The sequence below is a fragment of the Trichocoleus sp. Lan genome (assembly GCF_039961855.1).
Classification (GTDB): domain Bacteria; phylum Cyanobacteriota; class Cyanobacteriia; order Cyanobacteriales; family FACHB-T130; genus FACHB-T130.
Genome location: NZ_JAMPKA010000001.1, coordinates 48,832 through 69,640, shown reverse-complemented (window position 1 = coordinate 69,640; position 20,809 = coordinate 48,832). Strand labels below are relative to the sequence as shown.

General features: G+C 45.5%; 17 protein-coding genes. 9 read left to right on the top strand and 8 right to left on the bottom strand.

What is annotated here, in order from left to right:
* Window positions 1-13 precede the first annotated feature (13 nt).
* On the bottom strand, window positions 14-1,645 hold the full coding sequence (locus NDA03_RS00290; protein WP_348236973.1) for a cyclic peptide export ABC transporter: 1,632 nt from the start codon (window positions 1,643-1,645) through the stop codon (window positions 14-16).
* 105 nt (window positions 1,646-1,750) lie between these two features.
* On the bottom strand, window positions 1,751-3,490 hold the full coding sequence (locus tag NDA03_RS00285; protein ID WP_348236972.1) for a phospholipase D-like domain-containing protein: 1,740 nt from the start codon (window positions 3,488-3,490) through the stop codon (window positions 1,751-1,753).
* A gap of 295 nt (window positions 3,491-3,785) precedes the next feature.
* Between NDA03_RS00285 and NDA03_RS00280 the strand changes: the two genes are divergently transcribed.
* The 3 genes from NDA03_RS00280 to NDA03_RS00270 all read left to right on the top strand — a co-directional run bounded on the left by NDA03_RS00280 (window position 3,786) and on the right by NDA03_RS00270 (window position 6,417).
* Complete coding sequence (locus tag NDA03_RS00280; RefSeq protein WP_348236971.1) at window positions 3,786-4,166, top strand: hypothetical protein; 381 nt, start codon at window positions 3,786-3,788, stop codon at window positions 4,164-4,166.
* A 66-nt stretch (window positions 4,167-4,232) separates the two neighbouring features.
* Window positions 4,233-5,423: a cysteine desulfurase family protein gene (locus NDA03_RS00275; RefSeq protein WP_348236970.1), complete on the top strand. Its 1,191-nt coding sequence runs from the start codon at window positions 4,233-4,235 to the stop codon at window positions 5,421-5,423.
* A 241-nt stretch (window positions 5,424-5,664) separates the two neighbouring features.
* Window positions 5,665-6,417, top strand: coding sequence for a DUF1995 family protein (locus NDA03_RS00270; RefSeq protein WP_348236969.1), 753 nt, complete (start codon window positions 5,665-5,667; stop codon window positions 6,415-6,417).
* Here NDA03_RS00270 and NDA03_RS00265 read toward each other — a convergent pair.
* Both NDA03_RS00265 and NDA03_RS00260 read right to left on the bottom strand, forming a co-directional pair.
* Window positions 6,414-8,924, bottom strand: a complete 2,511-nt coding sequence (locus NDA03_RS00265; RefSeq protein ID WP_348236968.1) for a diguanylate cyclase — start codon at window positions 8,922-8,924, stop codon at window positions 6,414-6,416. The genes NDA03_RS00270 and NDA03_RS00265 overlap by 4 nt on opposite strands.
* Before the next feature lie 118 nt (window positions 8,925-9,042).
* The gene (locus NDA03_RS00260) at window positions 9,043-9,210 is read right to left on the bottom strand and encodes a hypothetical protein (protein WP_348236967.1); all 168 of its coding nucleotides are present in this window, start codon (window positions 9,208-9,210) and stop codon (window positions 9,043-9,045) included.
* A 325-nt stretch (window positions 9,211-9,535) separates the two neighbouring features.
* On the opposite strand from NDA03_RS00260, the gene NDA03_RS00255 reads away from it, so the two are divergent.
* The 3 genes from NDA03_RS00255 to NDA03_RS00245 all read left to right on the top strand — a co-directional run bounded on the left by NDA03_RS00255 (window position 9,536) and on the right by NDA03_RS00245 (window position 14,453).
* Window positions 9,536-10,948, top strand: a complete 1,413-nt coding sequence (locus tag NDA03_RS00255; RefSeq protein WP_348236966.1) for an adenylate/guanylate cyclase domain-containing protein — start codon at window positions 9,536-9,538, stop codon at window positions 10,946-10,948.
* Window positions 10,949-10,963: 15 nt separating this feature from the next.
* Window positions 10,964-11,350, top strand: coding sequence for a response regulator (locus tag NDA03_RS00250; protein WP_348236965.1), 387 nt, complete (start codon window positions 10,964-10,966; stop codon window positions 11,348-11,350).
* Window positions 11,351-11,639: 289 nt separating this feature from the next.
* Window positions 11,640-14,453: a response regulator gene (locus tag NDA03_RS00245; protein WP_190529993.1), complete on the top strand. Its 2,814-nt coding sequence runs from the start codon at window positions 11,640-11,642 to the stop codon at window positions 14,451-14,453.
* Between the two features lie 3 nt (window positions 14,454-14,456).
* Here NDA03_RS00245 and NDA03_RS00240 read toward each other — a convergent pair whose 3' ends face one another.
* Together NDA03_RS00240 and miaE are read right to left on the bottom strand one after the other, a co-directional pair.
* Window positions 14,457-14,936: a GNAT family N-acetyltransferase gene (locus NDA03_RS00240; protein ID WP_348236964.1), complete on the bottom strand. Its 480-nt coding sequence runs from the start codon at window positions 14,934-14,936 to the stop codon at window positions 14,457-14,459.
* 13 nt (window positions 14,937-14,949) lie between these two features.
* On the bottom strand, window positions 14,950-15,549 hold the full coding sequence (gene miaE / locus NDA03_RS00235) for a tRNA isopentenyl-2-thiomethyl-A-37 hydroxylase MiaE (RefSeq protein WP_348237078.1): 600 nt from the start codon (window positions 15,547-15,549) through the stop codon (window positions 14,950-14,952).
* Between the two features lie 673 nt (window positions 15,550-16,222).
* Between miaE and NDA03_RS00230 the strand changes: the two genes are divergently transcribed.
* Complete coding sequence (locus tag NDA03_RS00230) at window positions 16,223-16,984, top strand: metallophosphoesterase (protein ID WP_190413427.1); 762 nt, start codon at window positions 16,223-16,225, stop codon at window positions 16,982-16,984.
* Here the strand turns inward: NDA03_RS00230 and NDA03_RS00225 are convergent.
* Window positions 16,981-17,832, bottom strand: coding sequence for a M48 family metallopeptidase (locus tag NDA03_RS00225; RefSeq protein WP_348236963.1), 852 nt, complete (start codon window positions 17,830-17,832; stop codon window positions 16,981-16,983). The genes NDA03_RS00230 and NDA03_RS00225 overlap by 4 nt on opposite strands.
* Window positions 17,833-18,283: 451 nt before the next feature.
* Between NDA03_RS00225 and NDA03_RS00220 the strand changes: the two genes are divergently transcribed.
* Window positions 18,284-18,481, top strand: coding sequence for a hypothetical protein (locus NDA03_RS00220; RefSeq protein ID WP_190413431.1), 198 nt, complete (start codon window positions 18,284-18,286; stop codon window positions 18,479-18,481).
* Window positions 18,482-18,657: 176 nt separating this feature from the next.
* Window positions 18,658-19,185, top strand: coding sequence for a DUF4330 domain-containing protein (locus NDA03_RS00215; protein WP_348236962.1), 528 nt, complete (start codon window positions 18,658-18,660; stop codon window positions 19,183-19,185).
* A 54-nt stretch (window positions 19,186-19,239) separates the two neighbouring features.
* Here the strand turns inward: NDA03_RS00215 and NDA03_RS00210 are convergent, their stop codons facing one another.
* A complete protein-coding gene (locus NDA03_RS00210) occupies window positions 19,240-20,139 on the bottom strand; it encodes an alpha/beta hydrolase (RefSeq protein WP_190681478.1) in 900 nt (299 codons plus the stop codon).
* Between the last annotated feature and the right edge of the window lie 670 nt (window positions 20,140-20,809).

Here is a 20,809-nt window from a genome sequence, read left to right as displayed (position 1 = left end):
AGAAAAAATATTATCAACCATATAAGCTTTTATCATATTGCACTTTTCCATAATCTAACTTCACAATCCTATCGGCAACTTCAAAATATCGGTCATCGTGACTAACAACCAGAACAGTTTTGCCTCTACTTTTTAATTCTGGTAACAGTTGAGTATAAAAAACTTCTTTGAATACAGGGTCTTGGTCTGAAGCCCATTCGTCAAATATATAAATAGGACGATCTTCCAAATACGCTGTTAATAAAGCAAGACGCTTGCGCTGTCCTTGGGATAAGGCAGTAGTGGAAAGGATACCGTCTTTTACCTGAACTTTATGATCTAATTCCAGCTTTTTTAAATACTTTTGGGTTTGGTTAGTTAGTGATGGAGTGTCTAATCCTAGAAGACGGGTAAAAAGATAGAAGTCAGAGAAAACAACTGAAAACTGCTGGCGATACCACTCGCGATTTTTATCTGTAATCGGTTTACCGTCAAACTGAATTTCTCCCGATTCCGGAATATAGAGTCCAACCAGCAGCTTCACAAGAGTAGATTTGCCACTCCCATTACCACCCACAATAAACACTAATTCTCCACGATGAAAAGTTACGTCGAGTGGCCCCAAAATGAAGCGATGTTCTTCCCGTTCCCCACGGTAAGCATGAGTCACTCCCACTAATTTTAAAGAACTCCACTCAAGCTGTGAATCTAGGGTCGTCGTCAGATGCTCTTCAGTTCTCTGGGCTACCAACGATAAGCCAAGCGATTCAATCTTATCTAAAGCAACATTCGCTCTACTTAAATCGGGAAGAGTGTTTAAAATCCCCCGCAACGGAGTAATCATAAATACGATTGTTAAGGCGTAGCCGGATAGAACAGAAACAGGAATATTTCTTAGCAAAGGTAAACCAAAAATCAGCAACCCAATGGGAACGAAGAACAACAGTAGCCCCCAACTTCCAGCAAAAGCGAAAATACTCATCGCCGCAACTCGGTAATGGCGAGAAGATGCAGCGGCAGACTGGAGGTCTTGAGAGAGAAACGCTTGGCGTCTAGAGTGGTGCAGCTTGAGTTCCTTCGTCCCCTCCGTGGTAGTCCGGAAATGTTCGTATAACCTGTCTCGCACTTCACGGGAAAGCTTGAAAGAATCCCTACCCTTCGTCACCAGTAAAGTATGACTAAAGATTCCCAATACCATGAAGCCTAGGATGAAAAAGAATAGAGGCACAGATAGCCAGCTCAAATAGAGCAGGCACCCCACTAAAATGGCGAGATTTACAAATAGTCCAGAAACGGAAATAGAGGCACTAGAAATTACCTCAATATCTTCTGTGAGGGTCGCTAGAAGCCGGGAGGAACCAATTTCTTCTAAATGACGCAAGGGACAAGCCAGAATGCGTTGATTTAAGAGCATTCGCAGATTGAAGATGACCTCCTCTGCTAATCGGGCAATCAGGACTTGGGACGCAGTCATGGTTACAAACAGAAGAAAGCACAAACTAAAAAAGCTCCAAGCCAGGGTCGTTGTTGGTAGTTGAATATCTCTTAAGGTGAGGTTAATCAGGGCTATTAGACCCGCACTACTCCCACCACTGAGAAGACCCGTCAATGCAGCCAAAATGACTGTTACCCAAGAATTTTTGAGGAGAAGGCGGATTAGCTTCATGGAACAACACCCCAGTAGATAAAGACCAGCACTATCCTGTCAGATGCTAGTCCACTTGTCGTTAGCGTCAGCAAATTGTCTTTATCCGGAAAGAAGGAGTAGTTGCTACCAAGTCACGCGATCGCTTAATTTCTCAAGTAAGCTGGGGCCAACTCCTGGCACTTTGTCAAGGTCTTGTAACGAGGTAAAAGATTTCTGCTGACGCGCCTCAATAATGCGTTGCGCTAATTTTGGCCCGACTCCAGGCAATGCCTCGATTTCTTCTTGAGTTGCAGTATTGAGGTTAACCAGATAGGGATCGGACTTAGGACTAGGGACAGAGGATTGAGGAGAATTAGAGAGACTTTTCGGTGGTTGCGCCTTTTGGATCGGAAGTTTGGCTTTTGGATTGGCAGTTGGAGTGGTTTGGGAGGGTTGAGAAGCTGTTGTTTGCTGGGAACATTGTTTCTGTTGTGCCTGTATTTTCTGCCCAATCCCATCAGGAACACCTAACACAGCATTCTTATAAAGGCGGTCGAATTCGCGCTCATAATGGGCAGCAACCGTCGGACTTTCAATGACTAACACCGTCTCATCATTGCCGCTATTGGCAGCTTCTGACCAGTTGTGGGAGCCAGTGATGACGTTTTTTTTATCCACCACCCCAAATTTGTGATGCAACAAATCGCCCTTTGGCAGTAATGGCACGCCAACTGTGGTAATCGGTTCTTGCCAGGGGCGGTTATCAACCTCATACTTGCATTGATTGCTTAGGGCTTGCCCCATCATGTCCAAAGCTTCACTGTAGGGGCGATAGACAAAATCGGGATCGATTAAAGCCCGTACCTGCACCCCATTTTGATGGTCGGTTTCTAGAATATTCGCTAAATGCTGATCGGAGAAGACAAACAACGCCATATCAACAGTTTGGGCGGCGGTACTTAAGGTTTTGCCAATTAAGCCGTTACTGGTTTGATTCCAGGGTTGAGTGGTCGAAGTTGGAGAAAACTGGACGGTGACGGTGGTATTGACCAACTTGACTTGCTGTGGGGGTCGATAGGGCTTTTTGATGCCAAATTTACTATCAGGGTTGCCTCCTGGCCCATCGCCCCACATCACGTTAAACTCTTGGGTGAAAAGGGTTGCCAACTCAGGACTATCGATTTTCAGCAAGTTATTGGCATTGCCCAAACTGGTAGGCTTGGCAAAATCACCGTGAATATCCGATGTTGTGAAGTTAGCGGAAGTCACGATAAGTTTTGCGTTATCGACGATAACAAATTTGTGATGCATCAGGCTGCTGCCTTTGGAACCGTCAGCGGTATCGTCAATTGTCGGAATACCCGCATTGCGTAACATGACCAAGGCATCTCCTTGGTTAATTTCCGCTGGACTGAGCTGATTCTCGCCGTTGCGGTCTACTAATTTGAGAAATTCTTGATAGCGTTGCTGTTCTCGTTGCGGCAGTTTCGCCAACTCTGCTGGAGCGATCGCACTGAGAGGACGACTGTAGGTATTTTCTAAAATTACCCGAACTTTTACCCCAGCTTTCTTGCGATCCACTAGCGCCTGTGCAATCTTTGGTAAGCGCAACTCTTGCACCGCGACATCAACGCTGGATTTCGCAGACGCGATCGCATCGACAATCTGTTGCTCTAAATCATTTCCCTGTCGTCGTTGCTGGCGGTAAGGTTCAGTATATTCTGCTGTTTGGGCGTGGTTGAAATATACCTGGACAAAAGGATCTTGCGGCAGAGGCGTGAGACGGGAATTCTGCGACTGCACCCGCTGACACGCGCCGAGAGTTAGCGCCAGCAGTAACGTGAAGCCCAGACGGATTGTCGGCGGGGAAAAAAGAAGATGCACGGGAAGTTGGATTCGCTGATAGATAAGAGAGGATAGGCGAACTAGCCATCCCTTTTTTACGTCATCGAAGCATAAATTTCTTTCATCACCCACACGATAACCTGACGGATTCGTGGTGTCATCACCGATTTTTCGTCAGCAAGCGAAAACGATTCTCAAAGACTTGCCCCTCTTGCATTAACATAAACTGCAAGCGGACAAAATTTTGATCTTGTCCAACCGCCCACGGCGGAGAGTTTCCACAGGATAAAAGCTTTGTGGGGGTGGGAGGCACCAAGCCACACCACTATTTTTTATGCCAACCAGAAAAAAAACGTTTTCGTGCGGTCACAAAGGTCATGGTCAAACGTGCCATCGCTGCGTTCAAGAACGCGCCACCTGGATTCAAAGAAAACAGGAAAAACAGGAGTGGGAAGATTCTTTTTCACTCGATCCGATTAATTTAAGACATCTTCCCGCTCATTTGGTAGTGAAGGCGCGTGCCATCATCGCCAGGTTGGAGGGTAGTAGGAACTATATCGAATTTCGGGGCAAGCGGATGCGCCACAACCGCTTGATTATTAGTATCCCTTTGAGCCGCGACTACCGGATGATTTGCCGCGACTGCGGGACGAAGCTGGTGCCAGAAGAAGTCATGTCTCACGAAGAATATAACGTCTGCAAACCGGGTAGTTAGGTGAGAGACGCTCTAGCGAGAGGCGCTATATGCTGAAAGAAGAGACAGCCTGTCGCTTAATCAACCATGCAAATTTATCTGGATTATAGTGCTACTACGCCCACTCGCCCAGAAGCGATCGCCCTCATGCAAACCGTCCTCACCCAGCAGTGGGGAAATCCTTCCAGTTTGCACGAGTGGGGGCAACGGGCTGCAATGATTCTGGAACAGGCAAGAATTCAAGTCGCTGGACTCATTAACGCACCGGCTGAGTCGATTATCTTCACTTCTGGCGGCACCGAGGCAGACAATCTGGCGATTATGGGGGTTGCCCGCAGCTACAGGACGCCCCAGCATATTATTATCTCCAGCGTCGAGCATTCAGCCGTGTCAGAACCAGCGCGTTTATTAGAATTGTGGGGTTGGCAGGTGACGCGGTTGCCGGTAGATACCAAAGGTAGAGTCAATCCCACCGATTTAGAAAAGGCACTGCAACCGAATACAGTATTAGTTTCGATTATTTACGGGCAAAGCGAAGTCGGCACGCTGCAACCGATTGAGGAATTGGGCAAGATTGCCCACTCCCACGGGGTGTTGTTTCACACCGATGCCGTCCAAGTGGCTGGGCGCTTGCCGATTGACGTGCAGCAGCTGCCGGTGGATATGCTATCTCTTTCCAGCCACAAAATCTATGGCATTCAAGGCGCGGGTGCGGTTTATGTCCGCCCTGGTGTAGAGTTAGCCCCCTTATTGTGCGGGGGAGGGCAAGAATTGAAGCTGCGTTCCGGGACTCAGGCTGTTCCGGTGATTGCTGGTTTTGGCATGGCGGCTGAGTTGGCGGCGCAAGAACTGGGAACAGAGACACCGAGATTGATAAAATTGCGCGATCGCTTATTTTCCCATTTAGCGGATGTTCCCCACCTCATCCCTACTGGCGACAGGCAGCATCGGCTACCCCACCACGTCAGTTTCAGCGTCATCGGTGAGAGTGAAAAAGTCACCGGAAAAACCTTGGTGCGGCAGATGAACCTAGCTGGAATTGCCATCAGTGCCGGTTCTGCCTGTCACAGTGGCAAACTCAGCCCCAGCCCCATCTTGCTGGCAATGGGATACAGCGATGCAGTTGCCTTGGGAGGCATTCGCTTCACTCTGGGACGGGACACAGAGGAAGCTGATGTAGACTGGGCGACAATGGTGCTGAAGCAAGTTTTAGAACGATTGATGCCTGTTTCCAAGAATAGCTTTCAGCCGGAGCGAGTTTTGAGTTTAGAATTTTGAATGCTAACGACTCACAGTAATCAGTAGGTGGGAATCATCAACGACAACATTAAACCGAATCCCCAACCTTCTTCCCGTACTGCGCGTTCCGCGCCACTTCCCTAACGGAGGCAAGCAGCAATCCCGACATAATTAAAACATTCTTTCTCTTGTCCCCTTTCCTCTTAGGAGAGGGTTAGGGAGAGGTTTTTAATCAATTTGACATTTTGGCTGAATCCACTTAAATTCAACAATTTTCGAGATGGCAGAACTTCCTAAATCACTAGAAGAAGCGATCGCGCAATCCCGTGAAGCAACCCAAGCTGCGATCGCCAATGGTTACACCCGCATCAAGGTCGAGTTAGTCTTCCCAGAACTCAAACCGATGCCCGTCGCCTTGCAATTTATCGAAGCCTTTGAGGAGATGGCATCGGAGTTGAAAGTTTTCTTTCCCGACGCTGGGGCAGCTGCCCTTGCCCGCCGCGACTGGGGACAAGTACCCTTTAAAATTACAGATATTGGCAGTAGCCGAGCGTCGGTAGATGAGAAAATTCAGCCAGAAGATCGCGTTTTCTTGTTCGTTGAACCTTCCGCGGTAGAAGTCTTGCAAGTCGAAAAACTGTGCGAAGCAGCAGGCGATCGCCCGGTGGTTCTCCTCAACCCTAATCTAGAAGACGCCGCTATTATTGGCATTGGCTACGCGGGACGACAATTGCGCGATCGCTTCCTGACTACCCTGGAATCTAGCTACTATCTCAGACCCCTCGACGGTGCTGCGGTGCTTCGCTGCTACCCTTCACCCTGGCAAGTTTGGCAGGAAACAAACGACAACTATCAGCTGATTGCCGAAGTTTCTACAAAACCAGTGGGCGAAGAACTTGACAACATCCTGGCAGGAACAACTCAGGCTAAGGACGCTGCCAATCCCAGCAACCGCGGCAGCGAAACCCCAGCGCCGAAAAAACCTGGATTGTTCACCAATTTACAACGGTTCATTCGTACCCTGAGCCGTTAATTGTGTGCGTAATAGCGATCGCGCCCTGCGGCTTTTGCCTGATAGAGAGCGGTATCTGCTGCGGAAATCAGCATTGCTGGTGAGGATTCTAAAGTCGGAACTACACTAGCAATGCCCAAACTGAGCGATATCTGCTGACTAGCTTGAGAATTAACGTGCGCGATCGCTAACGCCTTCACTTCAGCGCGGATTTGCTCAGCAACTCGGATTGCTCCCTCAACTACGGTATACGGCAAAATTATCGCAAATTCTTCTCCGCCGTAACGAGCCACTAAATCCGTCGAACGCTTCACTGCACGCCGAATCGCACTCGCCACTGCCTTTAAACATTCATCTCCCGCTTGATGACCGTAAGTATCGTTGTAGAGTTTAAAAAAATCGATATCGCCCAAAATTAAGGATAAGGGTGCTTGCTCTCGCACCAGCCGCTGCCACTCACTATTCAGATACTGGTCAAAGCAACGGCGATTCGCTACCTGAGTCAAGCCATCTAAAACGGCAAGGCGCTGCAACTCCTGATTCGCTTCCTCCAACTGTTGATAAAGTTGGGCTTGTTTAATCGCGATTCCCGCCTGTGTTGCTAATTCTTGGAGTAAATTAATCTCTAGCTGCTGCCACTGTCGCGGTTGCGAACAATGATGAGCAATCAATAATCCCCACAAATCCTCGCCTTGGAGGATGGGAACCACCAAGTTTGCTCTCACCTGAAACTGAGCCAGTAAATCAATGTGACACGGACTTATCTTTGCCGTATAAATATCTTCAATCGCTAGAATCCGACCGTTTTTGTAAGGCTCCACATAAGTTTGTGCAAAGCAATGATCTGTCATCGTCGAGCCTAAAATTGGCGTCCACCGAGAATCGACCGACTCAACTGCGATAACGCCACTCCAGTCTGGATGAAAGCGGAAAATGACTACCCGGTCGCAGGCAAGAAATTGTCGCACTTCTGTCACTGTCGTGTTGAGAATCTCCTCCAGCTTCAGAGATTGACGGATTTGGTGAGTAATTACCCGAATCAACGACTCCCGCTTTGCCTGCTGCAACAATGCCTCTTCAGTAGCTTTTCGCTGGGTGATATCCGTGACCATTCCCAGGACTCCCGCATATTTCCCCGCTTGATCGAAGATGGGATTGGTAGAAACAATTGCCCACAGCGCGGAGCCATCCTGACGGCAGAATTTAAAGTCATGTTGTTCTTTAATTCCTTGGCGGCGACGTTCTATTAAAGCTTCTGCGATCGCGCAACCTTCGTCATCCATAAAAGCAAACAAAGGCTTGCCTAACATTTGAGCGGCTGTTAGTCCTAGCATTTGTGCCATCTGGTTATTCACAAAAGCTGTATTCCCCTCTGGATCGAGAACCCAGATCCCTTCAACGGTGGTTTCGACAATTCGACGATACCTCGCTTCGTTTTCCCGTAGTGCTTGCTCTGCCTGCTTGCGCTCGGTTAGGGAAGCAATAGAATTAGCCAAACTTCCAATCCATTTCAGGAATGAATCATTGCATTGAACGATTTCCCAATGGGCTAAACTTAAAACTCCGATCGACCGTTGGTTGACGATCATCGGCATACAAATGAAAGTTTTAATCTCTGACTGCGAGAATATTTTATTAAAGTTACTATTCTTGGCTGACTGCGAAAGCTCCGTCTTCACGACAGGTTGACCCGTGCGAACCACACTCCCCGAAAGTGTCTGGTCTACCGGCACCTCAAGAACAGTTGTGTCCGCAGGCAAGGGAACTCCTTTTAGCCCTGCAAATACCATCATTTGCCTTGCTTCGTCATAAAGTTCGATGGTGATAATCGGAAAACCAGTATCAATGCTAATTTCTTCAACAATCTCTTGAAATGCAGTGTAAAGACATTGAGTCCCCTGCGCGATTTCTGAAATTTTGTATAGCGTTAGCCGTTCTAGATTACACAGGGTGAGCTGATTTTCTGAGTGCTTGCAATCGGTAATATTCTGAGCTTCGGCAATCAATAAAGGTAGCGTATGCTGTGCCTCAACAAACTCTGTTTCTACCTTCAAAATCTTCAACGAAAAGTCAAAGGTGGCGACAGTATTTCCAACACCTCGCACCTCAACTTCGTAACTCACGATTTCTCCGGCTGCTGCTTGAGCGATCGCGCATTTTAAACGTTCCTGGATCTCTGGCGAAACGCTCCACCACGGCGCTTCCCAAAAAAAACAACCTATTACATCACTCGCAGTGATTCCACCAAAGTTTAGCGCCGTCTGATTGGCTTCTAGGACAATCCCGTCTGATTGCAGTAGCGCGATAAATTGGGATGTTTGATTAAAAATAGCGCGGAATCGTCTCTCACTTTCGCTTAACGCTGTTTCAAACCTTTGTCGTGAGAGAATCTCTTTTTGGAGTTGTTTCTTCGTCTGGATCGGTTGATCTGTTAATGCTGCAACTAGCTCTTCAAAATGCTCTAACTGTCCCCGAGGAGTTGTTGCCTGAGAACTGTCATCCCAGGGTAATAATTGATGAGGGTTCATTTCCTACACTCCTAATACCATTGGCGCAAAAATACCCCTCTCCACAAGAACAGTAGCCAAGCGCTCCCCTGAGCAAATGATGCCATACCATAGATTTACACATCCGCCCCAAGGATCGTTAAGGAAAACATAAAATGTTATTAATCTTTCGCTGAGCAGCAGCTTCAGAAATTTGAAGATGAGGCGGCTTGATGGATGCGATCGCTTGGGTTAGCCATTGGATGCAGATTTTTGTCCTAGCGCTGCTGGCTTCCTCGTAGCGGCGTTCTTGAAGAAGCGATCCCATAGGCGATCGTGATTCAACGGTTAGTGCAAACGGCGGATGTATCAAGGGAGGCACTTTTCTGAACACGAATGTAAAAAAATACTCTTTTGAATTTTCATAGTCTTGATGGGTATTCTAAGCTTAGGGTGACAAATCGGCATTAGAAACACTAGCTATGTTTCTTAAAACATTGTGATTTAAATTCTTTTCGCTAGGGAATGGCAATGTTATTTTATTCTTAAATCAGGGATTCAGCTCTCCGATTCTTCGCTAAATCGAGAATTTAGCCCTCATAAATCATTTAATGTTGCTATATTATTCCTAGCATTGGCAGACAAAAAATTTTATGACTCTAATTAGTTTAAAAAAGCTGATTTCTAAAAAAGAAATTTCTTCGCTCATCGCTGACTTAATCGAGACATTGGATAGCTCTGTAAGTATTATAGATGTCAACGGTAGTCTACTAATCGGGAATAGTATTTTTTCTTCATCAAATAAATTCCCTATACAGCTTTCAGAGGAAGTAATTGGATGGGTATTTGGCGGAGACAAAGCATCCAGTCTTGCATCGTTGCTTACCTATATAGCTGGAAAAGAGCTTGAAAAAAAGACGCTTGCCCGCGAAGTACTGGATAGATATAAAGAAATAAACCTTCTCTATAATATTTCCGGAAAACTATCAGCTTGCCTGGATCTTAAAGAGATTGCCAAATTAGTGATTGATGAAGCTAGGAGACTTATAAAAACAACCAATGCTTCAGCGATGTTACTGAATGAAAAGACAGGAAAGCTTGAAATCATTGCTGCTTTTGGTCAAGAACATCAGCATAAAACTACCCTGTTCCCTGGTGAAGGTATCGCTGGCAGCGTGTTTCATCTAGGAAACGCAGAGATAGTCAATGATGTAGAGTCAGATTCTAGATTTATTACAGGTAATAATAAGATAAAATCTCTAATTTGCGCCCCACTGAAGACGCAAAACGTAGTTCTTGGCGTGTTTAATTTGAGTAGCGATGAATTAGTCAATTATACAGCACAAGATTTAAAACTTTTCACTGCTTTAGCATCCCAAGCCGCAGCAGCTATCGAAAACGCTCTGCTCCATGAAAATAAACTTAGAGAAGCGCGGATTAAAAGTAACTTGGAAAGATATGTCCCTGCACAAGTCGTTGAAGCTATTTTAGATCCTCAAGAAGATATTTCTTTAGTTCCTGCTAAAAAAGACATTTCCATTCTCTTTTCTGATATTAGAAACTTTACCACTAAATGCGAGGAGTTAGCACCAGAAGCAATTGTAGAATATTTGAATGAGTATTTTACTCACATGGTAGAGGTGATATTTAGCCACGGCGGTACTGTGAACAAGTTTGTTGGAGATATGATTGTTGCCATGTTTGGCGCACCTTCAACTCTTGTCGATAGCGAACGACGAGCTATTGAAACAGCTATTGAGATGCAAAAACGCATAAAAACAATCCCAGTTGCTTGGATTAGGGATAATTTTCTTACCGGAATCGGTATAAGTTCGGGAGAGGTAGTTGTTGGCAACGTTGGCTCTCCACAACACATGGACTATACAGCAATAGGAGATAAAGTTAATATAGCGTCTAGGCTGCAATCTATGGCAAAAGGTGAGCAGATCCTAGTTAGTAGTTCTATCTATGAGAGTACAAAACATCTATTTGAATTTAAGGAGATTGGGAGCGTTCAAGTAAAAGGAAAAAAAGAAGCTGTAGAAGTTTTTGAAGTTCTTTATTAAATAGTAAGAAACAGAATGAATCCGAAGATATTAATTGTTGATGATGAGCCTCACATTCGACTTTTGTTAGAACAAACCCTTGAGGATCTTGAAGATGAGGGCGTGGAGTTACTAACAGCAACTAATGGTGAAGAGGCATTGGAGACAATTAAAGCAGAAAAGCCAGCTCTTGTTTTTCTCGACGTAATGATGCCTAAAATGAATGGATTTGATGTATGTAATGCGGTTAAAAATGAACTAGAGATTAAAGACGTTTACATTATCATGTTGACTGCTAAAGGGCAAGAATTTGATAAGCAGAAGGGAAATGAAGTAGGGGCGGATATGTATATGACAAAGCCTTTCGATCCAGATGAGGTAGTGGCAAAAGCATCGAATATTCTAGAAATTGAGAGAGCTTAATTTTGTGAATAGATGTAGTTGAACTATGTAAGTGTAGGTAGGTGTAGCCTGGGCGTTAGCGATCGCGCTATCGTATCGCCTCGATGTAGCCCGTACTTTGGGCTTAGGAAAAGAAAAAGATGTAGGATTGCCATAGCACAGTAGTAACTGTAATAAAGATTTTTGCAAAAATCAAAACGGCGTTGAATGCCTACAGAGCTAGCTCTAGCGCCTGTAAGATCAATCGTAAAAATATTTAGCAATATTAATTTTTTAATCAATTTTTGTCACTAAACGTTGAGGGTAAAATATGCAGTCAGAACCGAAAGCAAATATCCTTTTGGTTGACGACCATCCAGAAAATCTGCTGGCGTTAGAGGCAGTATTGAGTAGCTTAGGGCAGAATTTAGTCAAAGCAAATTCGGGGATGGAAGCCTTAAGATGTTTGCTAAATGAGGATTTTGCTGTGATTTTGCTCGATGTCCAGATGCCAGAACTGGATGGATTTGAGACAGCAAGGCTGATTCGAGCTAGAGAGCGATCGCGCCAGACTCCAATTATTTTCCAAACCGCATACGGCACAAGCGACACTAATATATTCACAGGTTATTCCCTAGGCGCGATAGATTACCTGGTTAAGCCGATTGAACCGGAAATATTACTCTCAAAAGTATCGATGTTTGTTGACCTGTTTAAGAATACAGCACAGGTAAAACAACAAGCATTGGACTTGGAAGCCATCAATGCAGAACTTAAGAAAAACGAACAGCAATTTCGTTCTTTCAGTGCTTGTTTGCCAGTCGGCATTTTTATGACAGATATTGAAGGTAAATGCACTTATACAAACCCGCGCTGTCAAGCAATTTGTGGCTTTACACTTGAGGAAAGCTTGGGAGATGGTTGGTTGCGGTCAGTTTATCCGGAAGATAGCGATCGCGTCATCGCACAATGGTATACCTACACTCGTCAGCGGAAGGAATATTCGCACGAATGTCGCTTTCAAACACGAGAGGGAATTGTACGTTGGGCTTACATTCGGTCATCTCCTTTGCTTTCCAATAAAGGCGAACTCATCGGTTTTGTGGGAACAGTAGAAGACATTACTCCTACTAAAGAGGCAGAGGCATCACTACGAGAGAGTAAGCAAATGCTACAGCTAGTGATGAACAACATCCCGCAGTTAATTTTTTGGAAAGATAGAAAGTCTGTTTATCTGGGTTGCAATTACAACTTTGCGCGAGTAGCAGGGGTTAATACGCCAGAAGGCATTGTTGGCAAAACAGACTACGACTTGGCTTGGAATAAGGAGGAGGCGGACTGGTACCGCGAGTGTGACAACCGCATCATGGAGGCAGATACGCCCCAATATCACATCGTTGAAACTCAATTTCAATCCGATGGAAAACAGTCTTGGGCAGAAACGAATAAGATTCCACTCCATGATGATGCAGGGAATGTTGTAGGTATTCTAGGTACCTATGAAGACATCACTGATAAAAAGTTGGTAGAAGAAACTCTGAAAAAGTCTGAGGAAGAGTTAAAAATTCGAGTAGAAGAACGTACTCTTGAATTGAATCATACTATTCAGAATTTGCAAAGCGAGATTGCCGAGCGCCAGCGGACGCAACAAGAGTTACAACAAGCTAAAGAAGCCGCTGAAGTTGCTAATTGTGCCAAGTCAGATTTCTTATCTCTTGTTTCCCATGAGTTAAGAACACCTCTTACCTCTGTCTTGGGATTCGCAAAAATTATCAAGAAAAAACTAGATTCCGTTATATTTCCTGAAGTTCAAAGTGAAGATAAGAAAGTTCGGAAAACCATCAAGCAAGTAGAAGAAAACCTTGACATCATTGTGTCTGAAGGGGAAAGACTAACAAATTTAATCAATAGTGTCCTTGATTTGGCAAAGTTAGAAGCAGGAAAGATTGAGTGGAAGACAGAACCAATTTATATATCTGAAATAATTGCACAGGCAACAGCGGCTACATCCGCCTTATTTGAAACGAAGCCGCTAAAGTTAATTAAGGATATCGAAAATGAACTACCTGAGCTAGTGGGTGATAAGGATAGACTCGTTCAGGTTGTGATTAATTTAATTTCCAATGCTGTCAAATTTACGCCAGAAGGCTGCATAACTTGCAGAGCAAAAAAAATCAACAACGAGGTTATTATCAGCGTTATTGATAGTGGTATAGGCATCGCCAAGGCTGACCAAGAGCAAGTATTTGAAAAATTTAAGCAGGTAGGTGATACATTAACAGACAAACCTAAAGGAACTGGTTTAGGACTGCCCATTTGCAAGCAAATCGTAGAACATCATCAGGGTAGAATCTGGGTAGAAAGTAAATTGGGTAAAGAAAGCAACTTTTCATTCACCTTACCTATCAGTACAGGCGGAAATTTTGAGTTTGAAAAAGTTGATTTGGACACGCTTTTAAAACAACTAAAAGGTCATGTAATCACTTCTAAAGCCTCTTCTAATAAACAAAAGAAAACAATTCTGGTAGTAGATGATGAAGCATCTATTAGAGAACTTCTCACACAGCAATTGGAAGCAGAAGGTTATATTGTTAGGCAAGCTAAAGACGGTATGGATGCCATTACACAGGTTAAAAAAGAACATCCTGATTTGATTATTCTGGATGTGATGATGCCTGCCATGAATGGATTTGATGTGGCAGCAGTACTGAAAAATGACCCTGGAACTACAACCATACCGATAATCATTTTATCAATTATAGAAGACAAAGATAGAGGCTATTGTTTAGGAATTGACAGGTATTTGGCAAAGCCAATTAACCAGGAAGAACTTCTAAATGCTATTGAATCGCTTCTGGCTCAAGAAACCTCAAAAAAAAAAGTTTTGGTAGTAGATGAAGATGAATCAACAATCAAGATACTTACTGATGTGTTACAGGCAAAAGGCTACAGCGTTGTTGAAGCTTCTAACGGTCAGGAATGTCTTGAAAAGGCAATCTCAGCCAAGCCCGATATGATTATCATCGATTCAATCCTTTCAAAGCGAGACAATCTTGCCAAAACATTGCGATTTGAGAAAGGGCTGGAGAATGTTTTGTTTTTTTTAGTCGCAAACGGAAATGTAAATGGTCTAAATCAGTCGTGAGGGTTACAGGAATTTAACGTAGACGCGATCGCATCTTGCCGTCTCAACACCTGTTTCTGGTTCATACCCACTACTTTCATACAATTTGACTGCTTCTTTGAGAACGCTAGCGGTTTCAATCCAAATTTCCTGAAAACCACGAGAAGCGATCGCATTTTCGAGTTGTTGTAACAAATACTTACCTAGTCCTTGCCCTCTCACAGCTGGCAATAGATACATTTTGCGTAATTCTACCGCTCTGTCCCCGCGCTTCACTGGATAATACGCGCCAGTCCCTACTACTTGCCCTTGTTTTTCAATTACCCAAAACTCACCCTCAGTATCCTGATAAAATTTTTCTACCTCTAGAACATCCCGATCTGCCTCCTCTGGTTGCCAAGGCAAGCCATACTCGGTTAACACCGAATGGATCACATCAGCTGCAAAAGTGCGATCGCGCTTTTCCCAGCCACGAATCACAAAATCCCGATATTGAGCTTTCATCTGCTTCTTGCCTTTAGCTGTGAATTCGCGGTTCTGGATGCAGCGTTTCCAGCAACTGACTCTCAACGACGGCTAATTCCTCCAGCCGTTGGTTGACAACAGCACGCTCAAAGTAAGTATCGGCAAGCACCCAATAAACGCCATAGTGACGTGCCTCAGATGCCATCAAGCTGCCATAAAATTGGGCTAACTCTGGATCGGGTAAGTGGGTGGCGAGTAATCCCAGCCGTTCGTGACTTCGAGCCTCAATCAACCCAGAAACTAGCAATGAATCTAATAACCGATCCGGCTCCTTAGCGCGGATTTGCGTCTTCATCCCGGCACCGTAGGGAGGCGCAGAGAGGGCAGCAAGGGGGATGCCACGACGTTCCAGCCACTGATTAACCAGCTCAAAGTGTTCCAGTTCTTCGCAGGCGATCCTGGTAAGCTGCCGCACTAACTGAGTATAAGAAGGGTAGCGAAACATCAAATTCAAAGCAACTCCTGCTGCTTTCCGTTCGCAGTGGGAATGATCGAGCAGAATAGTATCCACGTTAGCGATCGCCTGATTTACCCAAGCGATACTACTAGCTTGTTTCAGAGCAATAATAACTGGCAGCGTAGCAGAAGACACAGTAGAAGACACAGGAGGCAAGGAACTTTAAGGGAAAAAATCCTGACATTTAACGATAGCGAGAGAATTTTTCTATTGATTGTCTCGCTCTGTTTCACCCAACACTCGACCGCCTTCAGAGAGATTCCCGATCCCAGAAGGTTCTACTCAAGCTAGGCGAGATATGATTAATAATGTAGTCTACCATACTTACAATTTGATACATCCCGCCACTTAGAAGAGAATTTAGAACTTAAAAGTCAGCTTTAAAAATATGCCTTTGACTTTTAACTTCCCATTTCTAGTTGGTTTTCCCAGTGCTTTTTTGGTGTTCCCTATTCAGGCTGTGCATCCGCTCCGTGAAACTCTTAATACAAGGACATTCCCTTTTTTGACATTCTCCTACTTGATTGACTTACTAATCAACCCAGTTTTAGCGTGGTTATCAGTTTTAACGGGCTATAAGTTGCATCTAGCTGTAACGGAGCAGACGCAACAAACATATTACCAATGGTTTATTGGTAAGACATTGGAATTTGATGATACTGTGCTGCGTTTAAAAGTCACTCCCCCACCCGCGCTATAACCTGGGCGACATGACTAGGGATGTCCATGAGTGTATAAGTTTTGATCGACAGTGATTCGGTGTCTTACTTTGAGGCGCTATCTAAGGTTGTGAGTAATCGGATTGAGGATGAGCAAAATGACCCCCCGTCGCATTGTGATTGGTGATGTACATGGCCACTACGAAGGCCTGATGACCTTATTGGAAGCGATCGCTCCTTCCTCAAATGACTCGGTTTATTTTTTGGGGGATTTAATCGATCGAGGGCCTCACAGCGCTCAGGTCGTTAAATTTGTTAAGCAAAATTCCTACCATTGTTTGTTGGGCAACCACGAGCAAATGTTATTAGACGTGTTGGGCGATGGACAAATTTACGGCCCAGCGCTGCAAGGATGGCTCTACAGTGGCGGTCATGCAACCGTGAACAGTTATGGGGAAGCGGGTATTCCAACAGAGGATATCGAGTGGATGCGATCGCTACCCACATATTTAGACTTAGGCGATGTCTGGTTGGTTCATGCAGGCGTCCATCCGCAAATTCCCTTCGAGAAGCAAACCGCTGAGGAATTTTGCTGGATTCGCGAAGAATTTCACAGCATTCCCCAGCCGTACTTCCCCGATAAACTGATCGTTACAGGTCACACCATCACCTTTACCCTGCCTGGAGTAGCACCAGGGAAACTTGCCCAAGGCAACGGCTGGCTTGACATCGATACGGGTGCCTATCACCAGAAAAGTGGCTGGTTGACAGGCTTGGATCTCACGAACAACTTGGTTTATCAAGTCAATGTGGCGCGGCGTCGCGTTCGCAAACTACCCTTGAAAGAAGCAGTGACGCAAATCGATCCATCTCAGGTGAGTCGGATGCGCCGCCAGATGCTCAGACCTTAAATCAGAGGGCGAATTTTCGCTTTATAAGCCTGCTGATCCAACCCATCGCCGATATTGGCATCTTCCGGGTCAATGGCACGTTCCAAAGCCTTAATCCGATCCGAGGTTGCCGGATGGGTACTTAAGAAAGTAGGCACCGAATTTGCCCTGAGCAGCTTTTCCATGAAAGCCACCATTCCAGAGGGAGCATAACCTGCCCTAATCATGGTTTGCAGTCCCTTTTGATCTGCCTCGAATTCATCTTGCCGACTGTTCGGACGCCGTAGAGCCAAATCTACGCCAATTTGAACGGCTAGGTTGCGATCCAACCCCGCTGCTGCCGCTACGCCGCGAGCTAGCGCACTTTTCCGCATCTGCTCAATTGCATGACGACCGGCAATATGACCGATTTCGTGACTCATTACACTCGCCAGCTGAGCTTCATTATCTGCTGCTGTGAGCAAGCCAGTGTTGACGTAGACAAAGCCTCCCATTGTCGCAAAGGCATTGAGACCCTTATCGTTAACCACTTGAAACGTATAAGGAATATCAGGGCGATCGCTCTTTGCCACCAACCGCTGACCAATCTCTTCAACGTAGCGAACGATTTGCGGATTGCGATACAGCCGAATCTCCCGACTGACCAGCTGGTTATTAATTGCCCGACCAATCTGGATTTCCTGTTTATCAGAAATATTCGATAGCTGAATTACCTGAACGCCGCGCAAAATCAAGTCAAACAGCGAGATCGCTTGCCCAGACTGAGGCAAACCGACACAAATAAACAGCGCCACTACAGATGAGAGGAACGGATAGAACCAGCGGCGGGAGGAACGACGAGAAAAAAATGACAAGGGGTTCAACTTCATAGCGAATACGAGTGATAATCAAATCGACAGTTGCGATCGGCGACCAGTCTTGACAATTTCAACACTCCCTACCCTGAAAGCAGGCGAGGCAACACCACATTTTAAAAGTCACAATTTCGGGTTCTTGTTCTGCTTCCCAAGCCTCAGCCCAGAGAAAGAGAATCTTATAGAATGCGATCGCTCCGCCTAAATGTGACAACAACTTTCATTAGTCTGAAACAAACAGACGTGATTTGAGAATTCTAAGTTGCAGCTTCAACCGTAATCGAGATATTTTGCGATCGCTCAAGCCTGGGCAAAGCCTCCAACTAAGATCGATCCCCCGTACAATACTGATTCGGTACTCCTGAAAATTTAGCCATTTTTCATCACCAGATTCGGTGAATGTCCTGATGAACTGGAGGGCAAGTTTACCGAAAATTTAAATAGAATCCTGTGCCCCGATAACCAGATGCAAGCTCAAAGCCTCTCCCTAACGATCGCTCAATTAGTCGAGCAATTATTAACTACGCGCAGAATTACTCGCCATGACCAACAACGGCTGATGGCGGCGCTGTTATCGAAGACGGCTCTCAGCTCCGAAGAGCAGATCCAAGTCAACCGAGTATTTGACAGCCTGAAGCAAGGCTACATCCGGGTCGTAGACTAAGTTAGGCAGTCTTTTCAGGAAGGCTTTACAACCAGCCATCTGCCAGCACTCTCAAGGCGACACTCATGGTACTCTGACAAAAGACTGCCGGATTAAGTATCATCTACCTTGTGATTTGTAGAGTTAGAGGTTACTGAATCTCCCCAGTTTTTTAGCTAGAGCCAGGACAATTCTGCATGAAGATTTTGGATTCTCAAGGTCGCTTATTCGGCAAGGTGAGCATCTTAGATGTGGGTGCTGCCTTAGTGATTCTCTCAGTTATTGTAGGAATCTTCTTTTTTCCCGGCACTTCCGGTTCGGTTGCCCAAGTCGGCGTTACCACAAAACCCGTAGAAATGGATTTGATTGTCCGGGGTTTAAATGTGCGAGATCCCCAGGCTTTAATCGACCAGTTCCAGAAGGAGAAAAAAACGAATATTATTATCCGCAATCAACCCGCCGGACAGATGGAGATTAAATCCATCAAGATCCTGCCCCGAAGCGTGACCGTCCCGCAACCGGATGGTTCTGTCAAAGCGCTCCCCGATCCTAGACCTGATTCTTTCAGTACCGATATGCTGATGACTTTCGGTACTAAAGCCCAAATCACAAAAGATGGGCCGGTTGTCGGCGGTACCAAACTCAAAATTGGCATTCCAGTAGAACTAGACGGCTCAGGTTATAACTTCAATTCCACAGTCATTGATATCCGGTTCCCAGACTAATCTTGCGGTAGAGAAACCCACTATTTTCTAAAATAATGGGTTTCTTTGACATTTCTAGTCCAGCAAGTCTAAAAATCGCCGGATGAAGCCGATTGTCACCGCAGGCAGTTCCAGTTGGGGCGTCAATCCCACATCATCAAGCGCCTGAAAAACCCGGACAGCTTGCGGATTTAAAGCTGCCAGCCGCCTGCCAACTTCCGGACCCGTAAACTCGGACTTTTCCCCCCACATTATGGCAGTAGGCACGTTTAGCTGAGTTATGTAAAGGGATAGATCGAAGCATAAATCTCCCCGAACAAAAGAGAGCGCTGCATATTCCGCATTGGGTTGTTGGGCAGATTGCAAATAAGCGTCTACGATTTCCTGATATACGCGACGGCTACGAGCAAATTGTCGCTGTTCTAGGAAACTACGGATGCCACCCTCCGTAGCAACGCCCGTGCTATAGAGCAAGCGATCCAGAATGGGCGTAGCAACGAGTTGGGCAAAAAAGCTACGGGTGTAATTTTCCCCAAAGTCAGACAGACCCGCCGGTGTGGTGAGAATCAGGGACTTAAAGAGATCGGGGCGAGCGATCGCAGCTCTAATTGTAAAAGCAGCCGTGAGAGAAGATGCCACGACGGGTACTGGCTCGTTACAAGTCTGCTCGATGAACTCAATAATTGTGTTGATGTAGTCATCTATCTGGTAATTGCGTGCGGGGTGGTCAGACCGACCCCAACCAATTAGGTCGGGTGCAATCACTCGATAATCGGTTGCAAAAGCTGGATAGACTTTCGACCATTCGTAGGCGGATGACCCACCACCAAAGCCATGTAGGAAAACCAACGTGGGCAGATTCTCTGACATGGCTGCATCCGCCGAGCGCCAAGGTGCCCCCTTGGGGGTGTAGTACACCACTCTTCCCAAGGAAGTGACAATCGATTGCATCTCAAAGCCGGGTGGCTGAATCATGAATAAACCTCATTGTTATCGCCACGAGCGCTCATTGTCGCGAATTGTTGAGTGTTAGAACGTCTGACTACTGGTTGATTCCTAACACCCAGTTTCAATCGGCGGTGCTCAGTTGAGCTGGTGACTGATACTATTTTAGATTTTTGCTTTAGACTTTGAACGATGAAACGCTTGCATATAGGTGGTTTCAGAATTTCTCATCGGGTAGCGTCAGACCAAACGATCTAGCAGCAAATGCGCCCAGCCTAACTGGAGCAACGATCCTGTAATTTATCCGCAATTTAAAGGAACGATAAAACAACCGTCTTGAAATTAAAGATTTTGCAAATAGTTATCCCTAAAGGCAGATGTAAATTAAGGTGAAAATACATCAGCCGGTTGATAAGACTTTCCGCTATGCCAATCCAGCCGCTGGTTTTTTTCCGCCAAATTAGAAAAAATCAGAGATAATCCAAACGGTAGGGGGTGAAACCCCTCACCGGGTTTTTGCGTATTTAAGTAACAGGGTGTGTGCGATCGCGATGGCAATCGTCATCAGCCAATTTTGATGACTGGAACATTTCTTCTAAAACTTTCCTCACAAGAAATTAAAAATGCGGAATTTTTTGCCTGAGGGAGGAAGCATTACTCGGAATCAGATCGTAAAAGATGCCCCACAAGTCAAGGAGGC